General features: G+C 74.1%; 13 protein-coding genes. 7 read left to right on the top strand and 6 right to left on the bottom strand.

Going from position 1 to position 14,694, the window contains the following annotated elements; all coding sequences use genetic code 11:
• Nucleotides 1-2 precede the first annotated feature (2 nt).
• The 3 genes from FHX31_RS18830 to FHX31_RS18840 all read right to left on the bottom strand — a co-directional run bounded on the left by FHX31_RS18830 (nt 3) and on the right by FHX31_RS18840 (nt 2,653).
• Nucleotides 3-1,358 carry a hemolysin family protein gene (locus FHX31_RS18830; protein WP_184976919.1) on the bottom strand — a complete coding sequence of 452 codons (1,356 nt, stop codon included), beginning with the start codon at nt 1,356-1,358 and terminating at the stop codon, nt 3-5.
• A gap of 146 nt (nt 1,359-1,504) precedes the next feature.
• Complete coding sequence (locus tag FHX31_RS18835; RefSeq protein ID WP_114920033.1) at nt 1,505-2,140, bottom strand: hypothetical protein; 636 nt, start codon at nt 2,138-2,140, stop codon at nt 1,505-1,507.
• A 9-nt stretch (nt 2,141-2,149) separates the two neighbouring features.
• Complete coding sequence (locus FHX31_RS18840; RefSeq protein WP_047894418.1) at nt 2,150-2,653, bottom strand: GNAT family N-acetyltransferase; 504 nt, start codon at nt 2,651-2,653, stop codon at nt 2,150-2,152.
• Between the two features lie 133 nt (nt 2,654-2,786).
• Between FHX31_RS18840 and ppdK the strand changes: the two genes are divergently transcribed.
• The 5 genes from ppdK to pflA all read left to right on the top strand — a co-directional run bounded on the left by ppdK (nt 2,787) and on the right by pflA (nt 10,173).
• Entirely contained in the window at nt 2,787-5,447 is a 2,661-nt protein-coding gene (gene ppdK / locus FHX31_RS18845; protein WP_184976920.1) for a pyruvate, phosphate dikinase, read from the top strand.
• 12 nt (nt 5,448-5,459) lie between these two features.
• On the top strand, nt 5,460-5,903 hold the full coding sequence (locus FHX31_RS18850) for a hypothetical protein (RefSeq protein WP_030271088.1): 444 nt from the start codon (nt 5,460-5,462) through the stop codon (nt 5,901-5,903).
• Between the two features lie 167 nt (nt 5,904-6,070).
• Nucleotides 6,071-7,081, top strand: a complete 1,011-nt coding sequence (adhP, locus tag FHX31_RS18855; protein ID WP_091328909.1) for an alcohol dehydrogenase AdhP — start codon at nt 6,071-6,073, stop codon at nt 7,079-7,081.
• A gap of 66 nt (nt 7,082-7,147) precedes the next feature.
• Nucleotides 7,148-9,391, top strand: a complete 2,244-nt coding sequence (pflB, locus tag FHX31_RS18860; protein ID WP_123109675.1) for a formate C-acetyltransferase — start codon at nt 7,148-7,150, stop codon at nt 9,389-9,391.
• A complete protein-coding gene (pflA, locus tag FHX31_RS18865) occupies nt 9,388-10,173 on the top strand; it encodes a pyruvate formate-lyase-activating protein (RefSeq protein ID WP_184976921.1) in 786 nt (261 codons plus the stop codon). Before pflB ends, pflA begins: the two co-directional genes overlap by 4 nt.
• Before the next feature lie 12 nt (nt 10,174-10,185).
• Here the strand turns inward: pflA and FHX31_RS18870 are convergent, their stop codons facing one another.
• Nucleotides 10,186-10,656, bottom strand: a complete 471-nt coding sequence (locus FHX31_RS18870; protein WP_013285560.1) for a cyclic nucleotide-binding domain-containing protein — start codon at nt 10,654-10,656, stop codon at nt 10,186-10,188.
• A 158-nt stretch (nt 10,657-10,814) separates the two neighbouring features.
• Between FHX31_RS18870 and FHX31_RS18875 the strand changes: the two genes are divergently transcribed.
• Together FHX31_RS18875 and FHX31_RS18880 are read left to right on the top strand one after the other, a co-directional pair.
• Entirely contained in the window at nt 10,815-11,723 is a 909-nt protein-coding gene (locus tag FHX31_RS18875) for a universal stress protein (protein ID WP_013285559.1), read from the top strand.
• 70 nt (nt 11,724-11,793) lie between these two features.
• Nucleotides 11,794-12,678 carry a universal stress protein gene (locus FHX31_RS18880; RefSeq protein WP_184976922.1) on the top strand — a complete coding sequence of 295 codons (885 nt, stop codon included), beginning with the start codon at nt 11,794-11,796 and terminating at the stop codon, nt 12,676-12,678.
• 177 nt (nt 12,679-12,855) lie between these two features.
• On the opposite strand, the gene FHX31_RS18885 is transcribed toward FHX31_RS18880, so the two are convergent.
• Both FHX31_RS18885 and FHX31_RS18890 read right to left on the bottom strand, forming a co-directional pair.
• Nucleotides 12,856-13,482 (bottom strand): CE1759 family FMN reductase, encoded by a 627-nt coding sequence (locus tag FHX31_RS18885; protein ID WP_013285557.1) that lies wholly within the window; start codon nt 13,480-13,482, stop codon nt 12,856-12,858.
• Entirely contained in the window at nt 13,479-14,576 is a 1,098-nt protein-coding gene (locus tag FHX31_RS18890; RefSeq protein WP_013474920.1) for an LLM class flavin-dependent oxidoreductase, read from the bottom strand. Before FHX31_RS18890 ends, FHX31_RS18885 begins: the two co-directional genes overlap by 4 nt.
• Between the last annotated feature and the right edge of the window lie 118 nt (nt 14,577-14,694).

Here is a 14,694-nt window from a genome sequence, read left to right on the forward strand (position 1 = left end):
GGTCAGCGGCGTGCCTCGTCGAGTTCGGGGGCGTCGGCCGGGCCGGCGGCGCCGTCGGTGGTGTCGCCGTCCGGGGAGCCGTCGTGGCGGCCGCGGCGGCGGACGTGCACCTCGGTGATGGCCCGCTGGTCGACGCCGGCCACCGACAGCTCCCAGCCGTCCACGGTCACCCGCTCCCCCGCCACCGTCGGGATGTGCCCGAGGCAGATCAGCACCAGCCCGGCGACAGTGGTGTAGTCGCCCGCCGGCCGGTTCGGCAGCTCCACGCCGAGGTCGGTCAGGTCGTGCACCGGGAACGTGCCGGGCAGCACCAGCGTGCCGTCGGCCTCGGTGCGCACGGCGCGCAGGTCCCGGTCGGTCTCGTCGTAAATTTCGCCGACGATCTCCTCCAGGATGTCCTCCAGCGTCACGATCCCGTCGACCGCGCCGCGCTCGTCGACCACGAGCGCGATGTGCTGGCGCTCGGCCTTGAACTGGCGCAGCGCGTCGACCACCGGCAGCGAGTCGGGCAGCAGCATCGGCGGTCGGGCGATCTCGTCGACCGGCCGGTCGTCGGAGACGCCGACCAGGTCCCGCAGGTGGATCACGCCCACCGCCTCGTCCAGGCCGCCGTGGCGGACCACCGGCGCCCGGGAGTGGCCGGTCGCCGCCAGGACGAGCCGCGCGGCCTCCGCGGTGGTGCCGCTGTCGAGCGTGAAGACCTGCAACCGGGGTACGAGCACCGCCCGCAACTGCCGGTCGGCGATCTCCACCGCGCCGGCGATGATCGTGCGCTGTTCCTTGGTGAAGCCGTGGTTGCCGGCCACGATGTCGCGCAGCTCGTCCGGGCCGATCTCGTCCGGCTCGGCCTTCGGGTCCAGGCCGAACAGGCGTACCACCAGGTCGGTGGTCGCGCCCAGCAGCCAGACGGCGGGCCGGGTGATGCTGGACAGCACGTCCAGCGGCCGGGCCACCAGCAGCGCCCACCGCTCGGCCGACTGCATGGCGATCCGCTTCGGGGCCAGCTCACCGAAGACGAGCGTGACGAACGTGAGCACCAGCGTGACCGCGACGATGGCGACGGTCTCGGCGGCGTTGCCGAAGACGCCCAGCAGCGGGACGAGCGGCCGGGCCAGGGACACCGCGGCGGCGGCGGAGGCCAGGAACCCGGCGAGTGTGATGCCGATCTGGATCGTGGCCAGGAACCGGTTCGGGTCCTTCGCGAGACGGGCGAGGGTCCGTCCGCCGCGGCTGCTGCGCTCCAGCCGCTGCACCTGGCTGTCGCGCAGGGAGACCAGGGCCATCTCGCTGCCGGCGAACACCGCGTTGAGGATCACCAGCACACCGACCAGGGCAAGCTGGCTCCAGTAGCTCTGCACGACCGGTTATCTCCCTCGGCCCGATCCGGGTCGGCCGATGGCCGACTCGCCGGCCGGTAGATCCGGTCGGCGTGGCCCTCTGTTGCCCCGCGGGCCCGCGCCTGAATCCTGTGTGATCACTGAACGTCGGGCGGCGGGTGCCGAGTTCACCCGCTCGTGGCGGGGGCCGGCAGGTCGAGCACGTACGCGCCGCCCTCGGGGCGGAACCCGAGCCGGTGGTAGTAGGGGGCGATCATGCCGGGCGGGCTGACCACCCGGCGGAAGCCCCGGTCGGTGAACAGCCGGCTGCGCCGGTAGACGAACTCCCCCGGCGTGAAGTCGCGGAACGGCGGTGTCACGTAGTCCAGGTCGATCTGGGCCACCCCGCCCGGTTCGGCGTGCGAGAGCATCACGCCGACCACCTCGTCGGCGCGTACCACGAGGAACGCCGAGCGGTCGGCGGCGGCCGGATCCCAGCGGAAGCCCGGGTTGAACCGGGCGATGTCGGCGGCGTGCACCCGCAGCGTGTGCGCCAGGAACGCGTCGCCGGTGCCCACCTCGACCACCTGGTAGGTCTGCTCGTCGTGCCGGGTCGCCAGCAGCTTGCGCAGGTACCAGACGTTGATCACGGCGAGCACCACGTTCAGCCCGACCATCGGCCAGACCTGCACGGCGGTGTTGTAGCCGATCAGGATGAGGCAGCCGACCAGGTTGAGCGCGCGCAGCCGCAGGATCCGGGTCTGCAGCAGGGACCAGACCAGCAGCGCGGAGCCGGCCCAGCCGACGAGTTCCAGCCAGTTCACCCGGGGAGACTAGCGGTCTGCCTGGTCAGCCCCCTCGGCGGGCAGCTCCAGGACGTACTCCTCGACCTCGGTGCCGCGGCCCGCGGCGTACCCGGAGTCCTCGCCGATCACGACGAAGCCGCACTTGCGCAGCACCGCGAGCGAGGCGGCGTTGTCCTTGGCGGCGCGGGCGTGCAGCGGCCGGTGCGGCACCTCGCGCAGCAGCGCGCGCAGCGCGGCGGTGGCGTGGCCCCGCCCCCAGTGCGCCGCGTCGATCCAGTAGCTGACCTCGGTCTGCTCGCCGACCGGGAACGCGGCCACCCGCCCGACCAGCCGGCCGCCGACGACGACGGCGCGGTTCACGATCCGCTCGTCGGCGCGGATGCGCGCCCAGTGCGCGTCGAACGCGGCCCGGTCGGACGGGTCCTTCGGGCCGAACGCGGCCATCCAGTTCGCCTGCGGGTCCTGCTCGTGGGCGAAGAAGGCGGGCAGGTCGTCGTCGCGCACCGGGCGGAGCAGCACCTCGTTGGTCACGGCCGGAACGATACGGGCACCCCCCGACACTCTCGGGACCTCCGGCCCGGTGTGTGTCCCGTCCGGCCCTGCCGCGCCGCCGCCCGGCCCGGCTACCAAGGAGGTGGAACGACTCAGCCGAGGAGGCCGGACCATGTCGAAGTACGTCTACGACTTCATCGAGGGTGACCGCAGCCGGGCCGACCTGCTCGGCGGCAAGGGCGCGAACCTCGCCGAGATGACCCGGCTCGGGTTGCCGGTGCCGCCCGGGTTCACAGTCACCACCGACGCGTGCCGGGCGTACCTGGCCACCGGCGCGCCGCCGGACGGCCTGTACGAGGAGATCAACGCGCATCTGCGGGAGGTCGAGGCGCGGCTGGACCGGTGGCTGGGCGACCCACGTGACCCGCTGCTGCTGGCGGTGCGCTCCGGCGGGCGGTACTCGATGCCGGGGATGATGGAGACGATCCTCGACATCGGGCTCAACGACGCCACCGTGGCCGGGCTGGCCGCCCGCACCGGTGACGAGCGGTTCGCCTGGGACTCGTACCGGCGGCTGATCCAGATGTTCGGCCGGACCGTGCACGGCATCCCGGCCGAGGAGTTCGAGCACGAGCTGGCCGCGCTGCGGGCCACCGCCGGGCCGGGCGGGCCGGGCGCCGGGCAGTTGCGCGACCTGGTCGAGACGTACAAGAAGATCTTCACCCGGCACGTCGGGCACGACTTCCCGCAGGCCCCGCACGAGCAGCTGTTCCTGGCCGTACGCGCGGTGTTCGAGTCCTGGCACTCGGAGCGGGCCCGGATCTACCGGCGGCAGGAGCGCATCCCGGACGACCTGGGCACCGCCGTCAACGTGATGGCGATGGTGTTCGGCAACCTCGGCCCGGACTCCGGCACCGGTGTGGCCTTCACCCGCGACCCGGCCACCGGCGCCCCCGGCGTGTACGGCGACTACCTGACCGACGCGCAGGGCGAGGACGTGGTGGCGGGCATCCGCAACACGGTGCCGCTGACCGAGCTGGAGCGGCTGGACCCGGCGAGTTTCCACCGGCTGCGGGAGATCATGGCGACGCTGGAGCGGCACTACCGCGACCTGTGCGACGTCGAGTTCACCATCGAGCGCGGCCGGCTGTGGATGCTCCAGACCCGGGTCGGCAAGCGCACCGCGGCGGCGGCGTTCGTGATCGCCGCGCAACTGGCCGAGGAGGGCCTGATCACGGCCGACGAGGCGCTGACCCGGGTCAGCGGGGCGCAGCTCGCCCAGCTGATGTTCCCGGCCTTCGACGCCGCCGGCGCGCCCGAGCCGCTCGCGGTCGGCGTCGGCGCCTCGCCCGGCGCCGCGGTCGGCCGGGTGGTCTTCGACTCCGCCGCCGCGGCGGCGGCCGACGGACCGGTGATCCTGGTCCGGCCGGAGACCAACCCGGACGACCTGCCCGGCATGATCGCCGCGGCCGGGGTGCTCACCTCGCGCGGCGGGAAGACCTCGCACGCCGCGGTGGTGGCGCGGGGCATGGGCCGGACCTGCGTGTGCGGCGCGGAGGCGCTGCGCATCGACGTCGAGCGCGGCGAGTTCACCGTGGGCGAGCAGGTGGTGCGCGCCGGCGACCTGATCTCGATCGACGGGACCAGCGGGCGGATCTGGCTCGGCGAGGTGCCGGTGCAGCCGTCCCCGGTGGCCCGGTACCTGACCGGTGAGCTGCGGCCGGAGGCCGACCCGCTGATCGCCGCCGTGCACCGGCTGCTCGGCCACGCCGACGCGGTCCGCACGCTCGGCGTCCGCGCCAACGCCGACACCCCGGACGACGCCCGCCGGGCCCGCGAGCTGGGCGCCGCCGGGATCGGGCTGTGCCGCACCGAGCACATGTTCCTCGGCGAGCGCCGGGAACTGGTCGAGCGGCTGATCCTGGCCGACGGCCCGGCCGAGGTCGGCGCCGCGCTGGACGAGCTGCTGCCGTTGCAGCGGGCCGACTTCGTCGGACTGCTCACCGCGATGGACGGGCTGCCGGTGACCGTCCGGCTGCTCGACCCGCCGCTGCACGAGTTCCTGCCTCCGCTCGCCGAGCTGACCGCCCGGGTGGCGGGCGCGCAGGCGCGCGGCGAGGAACCGGGCCACGACGGCGTGCTGCTGACGGCGGTGCGGCGCATGCACGAGACGAACCCGATGCTGGGGCTGCGGGGCGTACGGCTCGGGCTGGTGGTGCCGGGCCTGTTCGCGATGCAGGTGCGGGCGCTGGCCGAGGCGGCCGCGCAGCGGGTCCGGGCCGGCGGTGACCCGCGCCCGGAGATCATGGTGCCGCTCGTCGGTGACGTGCGGGAACTCGCCGCGGTGGCGGACGAGGCACGGCGGGTGCTGGCCGAGGTGCCTGACGCACCGGACATCCCGGTCGGCACCATGATCGAGACGCCCCGGGCGGCGCTGACCGCCGGGGACATCGCCGCCGAGGCGCACTTCTTCTCCTTCGGCACCAACGACCTGACGCAGATGACCTGGGCGTTCTCCCGGGACGACGTGGAGGGCGCGTTCTTCTCCACGTACCTGGAGCGGGGGATCTTCCCGGTGTCGCCGTTCGAGAGCATCGACGCCACCGGCGTGGGCCGGCTGGTCCGCCTCGCCGTCGCCGAGGGGCGGGCGGCCCGGCCGGACCTGACCGTCGGCGTCTGCGGTGAGCACGGCGGCGACCCGGAATCGATCGGGTTCTTCGCCGACGCCGGGCTCGACTACGTCTCCTGCTCGCCGTACCGGGTGCCGGTGGCACGGCTGGCCGCCGGCCGGGCCGCTGTCGAGGCCCGCACCGAGAAGTCCGACTCCCGCTAGGAGGGCAGCACCATGACCGCCATCTTCAACCCGACCGGACCGGCTGTCACGCCGCTCCCCCGGCCCGCGCCGCCGCCGGCCGCGACTCCCGCCCCCGCCCCGGCCGGGCCGGTCGGCCCGGTGCTGGAACTGCCCGGGGACGCCGCGCTGGTGCCGGTGAACCGTGACGGCCGCCCGGTCGGCGTCTTCGTCGCGGCCGGCGGCCGGGTCCGCTACCGGCGCGTGGTCGAACCCGACCAGTTGGTCGCCGCCGCCACCGGCGCGTTCGCGGTGGCCGCGCTCACCGCCGCCGTGGCGGTGTGGTCGCGGCGCCGCCCGCCGTCGGTCGGCACCGTCACCATGGGTCCGGGCGGATGGGTCAGCCTGCGCGGCGTGCCGGCGCCGCGGCTGCGCCCGGACCACAGGCCCTGGTGGGCGCGCCTGCTGCGGGCCCGCCGCCTGGTCGTCGACCGCTGACCACCCCAGGGGTACGGCCGCCGGTACGTCACCGGCGGCCGTACCGCCGTTCCCCCGCGCGCCCGCGAGGAGGGCCGTTGGTCCCGGGTCACCGCGGTCCTGCGCCCCTGCCCGGACGCTCCCGGGTGGACGACGCTGAGGGGGAGAACGAGAGAGGGAGGCCCCCGATGCGCGCCAGTGTCGTCACCGCGTTCGACCGTCCGATGGAGATCACCGAGCGGCCCGTGCCGGAGGTCGGCCCGGGCGAGATCCTGGTCCGCATCGAAGCCAGCGGACTCTGCCACACCGACATCCACGCCGCCCGCGGCGAATGGCCGGTGAAGCCCACCCCGCCGTTCGTCCCCGGACACGAGGGCGTCGGCCTGGTCGAGAAGGTCGGCCCCGGCGTCACCGAGCACGCCGTCGGCGACCGCGTCGCGCTGCCCTGGCTCGGCTGGGCCTGCGGCACCTGCAAGTACTGCGTGACCGGCTGGGAGACGCTGTGCGAGTCGCAGCGCAACACCGGCTACAGCATCGACGGCGCGCACGCCGAGTACGCGGTCGCCGCCGCCCGGTACGCGGTGCGCGTGCCCGACGGCGTGGACCCGTTCGAGGCCGCGCCGCTGACCTGCGCGGGCGTCACCACGTACAAGGCCGTCAAGGTCGCCGGGGTGCGGCCGGGCGAGCGGGTCGCGATCTTCGGCATCGGCGGCCTGGGTCACCTCGCCCAGCAGTACGCCCAGATCTTCGGCGCCGAGACGATCGCGGTGGACGTGACCGCCGAGAAGCTGGAGCTGGCCACCTCGCTCGGCGCCGCGCACACCGTCGACGCCGCCACCACCGACCCGGTCGAGCGGATCACCGCGCTGGGCGGCGTGGACGTGGCGATCGTGCTGGCTGCGAGCCCTCGCGTGATCGAGCAGGCGCACCGCTCGCTGCGCCGCGGCGGCCGGCTGGTGCTGGTGTCGCTGCCCGCCGACAACGCGATCACCCTGCCCGTCTTCGAGACGGTGCTCAAGGGCATCACGGTGCTCGGCTCGATCGTCGGCACCCGCGCCGACCTGGCCGAGGTCTTCGCGCTGCACGCCGCCGGCCGTACCCGGGTCGTCTACGAGACCCGCAAGCTGGACGACATCAACGACGCGGTGGACGACGTCCTCGCCGGCCGGGTCGCCGCCCGGCTCGTGCTCCAGCCCTGACCCCCGTCCCCGGTCCCCGCACCCGGCGGGGACCGGGCCACCGCCGACGCCCGGAGAGGGACCGACATGACCGCCACCGAACCCCTGGCCCCCTGGCGCGGATTCCACGCCGGAGCGTGGCAGGAGACAGTCGACGTGGCCGACTTCGTCCGCCACAACCACGAGCCGTACACCGGGGACGCGTCGTTCCTCACCGGGCCGACGCCGCGCACGCTCGCGGTGTGGGACCGGCTGCGGGAGATGTTCGGCGAGGAGCGGCGGCGCGGCGTGTACGACGTCGACGCGGCCACCCCGTCGACCATCACCTCGCACGCACCGGGCTACATCGACCGGGAGCGGGAGCTGATCGTCGGGTTGCAGACCGACGCGCCGCTGCGGCGGGCGATCATGCCGGCCGGCGGGCTGCGGATGGTGGAGACGGCGCTGCGGGCGTACGGACGCGAACCGGACCCGCGGGTGCACGAGATCTTCACCCGGTACCGCCGCACGCACAACGACGCGGTCTTCGACGCGTACCCGCAGGACGTGCTGGCCGCGCGGCGCTCGCACGTCATCACCGGGCTGCCCGACGCGTACGGGCGCGGGCGGATCATCGGCGACTACCGCCGGGTGGCGCTGTACGGCGTGGACCGGCTGGTCGAGGAGCGCCGCGCACTCAAGGCGGCGCTGGACGACCGGCGCAGCACCGACGACGTGATCCGCGACCGGGAGGAACTGGCCGAGCAGATCCGCGCGCTCGGTGAGCTGAAGGAGATGGCCGCCTCGTACGGCTTCGACATCTCCCGCCCGGCCGCCACCGGCGCGCAGGCGATCCAGTGGCTCTACTTCGCCTACCTGGCCGCCACGAAGGAGCAGAACGGGGCCGCGATGTCGCTCGGCCGCACCGCCGGTTTCGTCGACGCGTACCTGCGGCGGGACATCGCCGAGGGGCGGCTCGACGAGAGCGGCGCGCAGGAGCTGATCGACGACTTCGTGATCAAGCTGCGGATCATCCGCTTCCTGCGCACCCCCGAGTACGACCAGCTGTTCTCCGGCGACCCGACCTGGGTCACCGAGTCGCTCGGCGGGATGGGCGCGGACGGCCGGCCGCTGGTCACCCGCACCGCGTTCCGCTATCTCCAGACGCTCTACAACCTCGGCCCGGCGCCCGAGCCGAACCTGACTGTGCTCTGGTCGCCGCGGCTGCCCGAGGGGTTCAAGCGGTTCTGCGCCCAGGTGTCGCTGGACACCAGCGCCATCCAGTACGAGAACGACGAGCTGATCCGCCCGGCGTACGACGACGACACCGCGATCGCCTGCTGCGTGTCGGCCATGCGGGTCGGCCGGGACATGCAGTTCTTCGGCGCCCGGGCGAACCTGGCGAAGGCGCTGCTGTACGCGATCAACGGCGGCCGGGACGAGCTGACCGGCACGCAGGTGGCCCCGCCGGCCGCGCCGGTCGGCGGCGAGACGCTCGACTACGACGAGGTGCTGGCCGCGTACGACCGGACACTGGACTGGCTGGCGCAGACGTACGTGGACGCGCTGAACGTGATCCACCACCAGCACGACAGGTACGCGTACGAGCGGCTGGAGATGGCGCTGCACGACCACCCGGTGCGCCGGTTCATGGCCACCGGCATCGCCGGCCTGTCGGTCGCCGTGGACAGCCTGTCGGCCATCCGGTACGGCCGGGTGAAGGTGCTGCGCGACGCCACCGGCCTGGCCGTCGACTTCGCCGTCGAGGGCGAGTTCCCGACGTACGGCAACGACGACGACCGGGCCGACGAGATCGCGGTGTGGCTGGTCGAGACGTTCGCGGAGAAGCTGCGCCGGCAGCGCACGTACCGCGACGCGGAGCTGACCATGTCGGTGCTCACCATCACCTCGAACGTGGTGTACGGCAAGCACACCGGCAACACGCCGGACGGCCGGCGCGCCGGTGAGCCGTTCGCGCCGGGGGCGAACCCGATGAACGGGCGGGACACGCACGGCCTGGTCGCGTCGGCGCTGTCGGTGGCGAAGCTGCCGTACGACGCGGCCCGCGACGGCATCTCGCTGACCGGCACCGTGACGCCGGACGGCCTGGGTCACACCCGCGACGAGCGGATCGCGAACCTGGCCGGTGTGCTCGACGGCTACGCCGACGCCGGCGGGTTCCACCTCAACGTCAACGTGCTGGACCGGGCCACGCTGCTGGACGCGATGGCGCACCCGGAGCGGTACCCGCAGCTCACCGTCCGGGTGTCCGGGTACGCGGTGAACTTCGTCCGGCTCACGCCGGAGCAGCAGCGCGACGTGGTGTCGCGGACCTTCCACGGGTCGCTGTGAACGGCCGCCTGCCCGCGCCGCCGGAGGTGACTCCGGCGGCGCCGGGTGCCGTCTCCGGCGCGGTGCACTCGTGGGACACCTCGGTCGGGGTGGACGGGCCGGGCACCCGGTTCGTGGTGTTCCTGGCCGGCTGCCCGCTGCGCTGCCGCTACTGCCACAGCCCGGACACCTGGTACGGCCGCAGCGGCCGCCGCCGCACCGTGGACGAGATGGTCACGCTCGCCACCCGGTACCGCCGGTTCATCCAGGTGGCGGGCGGTGGCGTCACTGTCAGCGGCGGGGAGCCGCTGCTGCAACCGGCGTTCACCCGGGAACTGCTACGCCGCTGCCACGACGACCTCGGCCTGCACACCGCGCTGGACACGTCCGGCTTCCTCGGCGTCCGCGCCGACGACGCGCTGCTGGACGCCACCGACCTGGTGCTGCTCGACGTGAAGGCGGGCAACCCGCAGACGTACCGCCGGGTCACCGGCACCGGCCGGCTCGCGCCGACGCTGCGGTTCGCGCAACGGCTCGCCGACCGGGGTACGCCCATCTGGATCCGGTACGTGCTGGTGCCCGGGCTGACCGACGCGGTCGACGAGGTGGAGCGGGTGGCCGACGTGGCCGCCGGGCTGGCGACGGTGCAGCGCGTCGAGGTGCTGCCGTTCCACCGGCTCGGCGCCCACAAGTACGCCGAGCTGGGCCTGACGTTCCCGCTGGCGGACACCGAGCCGCCGGATGCCGGCCTGCTGACCCGGGTACGCGGCCAGTTCGCCGCCCGCGGTCTCACCGTCACCTGACGGCGCGCCGGTTCAGCTGGCCGCCGCCGTCGGGTAGCCGTACAGGTCGAGCAGCCGGACCCGGGACGCCTGGAGGCGGTCCACCACCACGCTCATGAACCGGGTGGTGAGCTGACGGCCGAGCGTGTCGTCGGACTCCATCAGCCGGCGTACCCCGTCGGCGTCGAGTTCGACGGCGGTGCTGCGCTGGGTGGCGACCGCGCCGAACTGCCAGCGGTACGGCGGGAACAGCCAGGACCAGCCGAGCACGCCGCCCGGCCCGATCGTCTCGATGCCCACGTCACCGCGGCCCGGCACCGGGAAGTCGAGCGCCACCTGGCCGCCGCGGACCAGCCAGAACCGGTCGGCCGGCTGGCCGGCGCGGAACAGCCGGTGCCCGGGATGCCAGACCACCGGGCGGGCGTAACCGGTGAGCCGGGGCAGCCACTCGTCGGGCAGCCCGGCCAGGAAGGGGTGGACGCGGAGCATCTCCAGCGGGGTCATCGCGCCTCCAGGGTCGACAGGAGGGGAGCACTGGTCCCATTCCACCCCGCCGCCGCCCCGGCCGGTAGGGGCCGATGGTCCCGGACGTGCCGGGCGGATCGACTCTGCCCAGGTGGGGGCCGTCGGCGCAGGCTGAGGGGGAACCGAAGGAGGACGTGATGACCGACAGAACCGGTGCCCCCGTCGTGGTGGGCGTGGACGGCTCCCCGTCCGCGCTGGACGCGGTACGGCTGGCCGCACGCGAGGCGGTGCTGCGGCACCGGCCGCTGCGGGTGGTGAACGCCTTCCTGTGGCCCCTGGTCGGCACGCCGCTGGGCATGGTCGCCCCGGTGCTGCCCGACATCGAGCTGCGCCAGGAGGCCGAGAAGCTGGTCGAGGAGGCGGTGGACGAGGCCCGCAAGGTCGACGCGGAGCTGGCGGTGACCGGCGCGGTCGTCGACGGCGGGCCGGTGGCGGTGCTGCTGCGGGAGAGCCGCGACGCCGCGCTGCTCGTGCTGGGTCACCGGGGACTGGGCGGCTTCGCCGAGCTGCTCGTCGGCTCCGCCGCGGTGCAGCTCTCCGCCCGCGCGGACTGCCCGGTGCTCGTGGCCCGGGGTGAGGCCCGCGCCGACGGCCCGGTGGTGGTCGGCGTGGACGGCTCCGCGCTGTCGAACGAGGCGGTCGGGTTCGCGTTCGCCGAGGCCGCGGCGCGCGGCGCCGAGCTGGTCGTGGTGCACACCTGGCTGTACCCGCAGCCGGTGACCTACCGGGAGGCGTTCGGCGACGTCGTGCCGCTGGCGTACGACCCGCAGGAGCTGCGCGCCGACGAGCAGCGGGTGCTGGCCGAGGCGATCGCCGGCTGGGCCGAGCGGTACCCGGAGGTCACGGTACGGCCGAAGCTGGTCGCCGCCGCCACCCCGTCCCGGGTGCTCGTCGAGGAGTCCGTCGGCGCGCAGCTGACGGTGGTCGGCGCGCACGGGCGCGGTAGCCTCGGTGCGCTGCTGCTCGGCTCGGTCAGCCACGCCGTGCTGCACCACTGCCACAGCCCGCTCGCCGTCGTCCGGCACCGGGGCGACCGGACCCACTGAGCCGGTTCCCCGGCCCGGGCGGGGCCGGCAGCGCCACAATGGCCTGAGCCGACCGGAGGGAAAGCACCAGATGAACCGACCCGTCGTGGCGGGAGTGGACGGATCGCCGTCCAGCCTGGCCGCCGCCGACCTGGCCGCCGCGACCGCCGTCGCCCGTTCCCGGCCGCTGCTGCTCGTGCACGGCTACCTGCACCCGATGGGGTACGGCGTGCCGCTCAACCCGTACGACCTGGGGGTGCCGGCGCCCACCGCGGAGTCGGAGAAGATGCTGGAGTCGGTCGCCGCCGACCTGGCCGAGCGGCACCCGGGCCTGCGGGTGCAGGTGCGCCAGGTCGCCGGCGGCCCCGGCGCCACGATGGTCGAGGAGTCCCGCCGCGCCGAACTGGTCGTGGTGGGCAGCCGGGGCGTGGGCGGCTTCGCCGGCCTGCTGCTCGGCTCGGTCAGCGGGCAGCTCGCGCAGCACGGGCACTGCCCGGTGCTGATCGTCCGCCCGGAGGAGCAGCCGATCCCGGTGGACGGTCCGGTGCTGGTCGGCGTGGACGGCTCCGACTCGGCCGCGTACGCGATCGAGCTGGCGGCGGACGAGGCCGACCGGCGCGACGCGGAGCTGGTGCTGATGCACGTCCGGTCGCCCGAACGCGGCGCAGTCGCGCCGGAGGTCGCGGCGGAGGCGTCCACCGCGGCGCGGGCCGAGGCGGCCGGGCTGCTGGCCGAGGCCGCGGCCCGGGTCCGGGCGGCGCACCCGGACCTGCGCGTGGCGGAACGGGCCGTGACCGCCGCCTCGCCGGAGACCGCGCTCCGGGAGGCCAGCGGTGAGGCGTCGCTCGTGGTGGTCGGTTCCCGGGGCCGGGGCGGCTTCGCCGGGCTGCTGCTCGGCTCGGTCAGCCAGGCGCTGGTGCAACACTCCCACTGCCCGGTGCTCGTCGCCCACCGGCCGGAGCCGGCCGAGGACTGACGCGCCGCGCGGCTGGCCGGCCCGCTCCGGTCCGGTCCGCCCGGCCAGAGAGATGTCCTGCAAGCGTTATGACTGAGAGGCATATTCATGCCTCTCAGTCATAACGATCTCTCCGCGTGGTTCGCCGGCGACGGCCACGGCCGGTAGCTGTCGGGTCCGCGCCGACCCGCCCAGGCGTCAGGACGGATCGCGGCCGGCGAGCAGGTCGGCGAAGTCGGTGGTGAGCGCGAACGGGTCAGCCGGGCCGGTCGCGGGCGGGCGGCGGTCCACCTGCTCGGCCAGCTCGGCTCCGGCCCGGCGGATCCGGGACCGCAGCGCGCTGTCGCCGTCGTCGCCGGCCCAGTCCTCCGGTGCGGCGAAGACCGCCGTGGGCAGTGTCGCGGCCCGCAGGTACGTGAACATCGGCCGGACCGCGTGCTCCAGGGCCAGCGAGTGCCGGGCGGTGCCGCCGGTCGCCCCGAGCAGCACCGGCTTGCCGGCCAGCGCGTCCCGGTCGACCACGTCGAAGAACGACTTGAACAGCCCGTTGTACGACGCGTTGAAGATCGGCGTCACCGCGATCAGCCCGTCGGCGGCCGCCACCTCGTCGAGCGTCCGCCGCAGCGCGGCCGGGGCGAAGCCGGTGAGCAGGTGGTTCACCACGTCGTGGGCGTGCTCGCGCAGCTCGACCACGCGCAGTTCCACAGTGGCGCCGCGGCCGGCCAGCTCGTCGCGGGCGGCCGCGGCGAGCTGGTCGGCGAGCAGGCGGGTCGACGACGGCTGGCCGAGACCGGCCGAGACGACCGCGAGGGTACGGCTGGTCATCGCTGCTCCCCGGCCGGGGCGGCGTCGCGGGCGGCCAGCAGACTCGCGTGGGTGGGCGCCTCGGGCACGTGCGCGGGACGCAGCGAGTCGAACTCCTTGCGCAGCACCGGCACCACCTCCTCGCCCAGCAGGTCGAGCTGCTCCAGCACCGTCTTCAGCGGCAGCCCGGCGTGGTCGATCAGGAACAGCTGCCGCTGGTAGTCGCCGACGTACTCGCGGAAGCCCAGCGTGCGGTCGATGACCTGCTGCGGGCTGCCCACGGTCAGCGGCGTCTCGCGGGTGAACTCCTCCAGCGACGGCCCGTGCCCGTAGACCGGGGCGTTGTCGAAGTAGGGGCGGAACTCGCGTACCGCGTCCTGGGAGTTGCGGCGCATGAACACCTGCCCGCCGAGGCCGACGACGGCCTGGTCCGGCGAGCCGTGGCCGTAGTGCGCGTACCGCTCCCGGTAGAGGCCGACCATCCGCTGGGTGTGCTCCTTGGGCCAGAAGATGTGGTTGGCGAAGAAGCCGTCGCCGTAGTACGCGGCCTGCTCGGCGATCTCCGGGCTGCGGATGGAGCCGTGCCAGACGAACGGCGGTACGCCGTCGAGCGGGCGCGGGGTCGAGGTGAACGACTGCAGCGGCGTACGGAACCGGCCCTTCCAGTCGACCACGTCCTCGCGCCACAGCCGGTGCAGCAGGTCGTAGTTCTCGATGGCCAGCGGGATGCCGTTGCGGATGTCCTGCCCGAACCACGGGTAGACCGGGCCGGTGTTGCCGCGGCCCATCATCAGGTCCACCCGGCCGTCGGCAAGGTGCTGGAGCATCGCATAGTCCTCGGCGATCTTCACCGGGTCGTTCGTGGTGATCAGCGTGGTCGAGGTGGACAGCAGCAGCCGTTCGGTGCGCGCGGCGATCCAGCCGAGCATGGTGGTCGGCGACGACGGCACGAACGGCGGGTTGTGGTGCTCGCCGGTGGCGAAGACGTCGAGGCCGACCTCTTCGGCCTTGAGCGCGATGGCGGTCATGGCCTTGATCCGCTCACGCTCGGACGGCATCCGCCCGTTCGTGGGGTCGACGGTGACGTCACCGACGGTGAAGACTCCGAACTGCATGACCAGCTCCTCGCGTGGGGTCCGGACCGGTCGGCCCGGGATCGCTCCTCACAACATATTTGACGAGTCAACTATTCCGGTGGCCGCCCACCCCCGCGTGGCCCGGATCACGCGCCGC

Source organism: Micromonospora sp. CNZ286 (genome assembly GCF_014207755.1).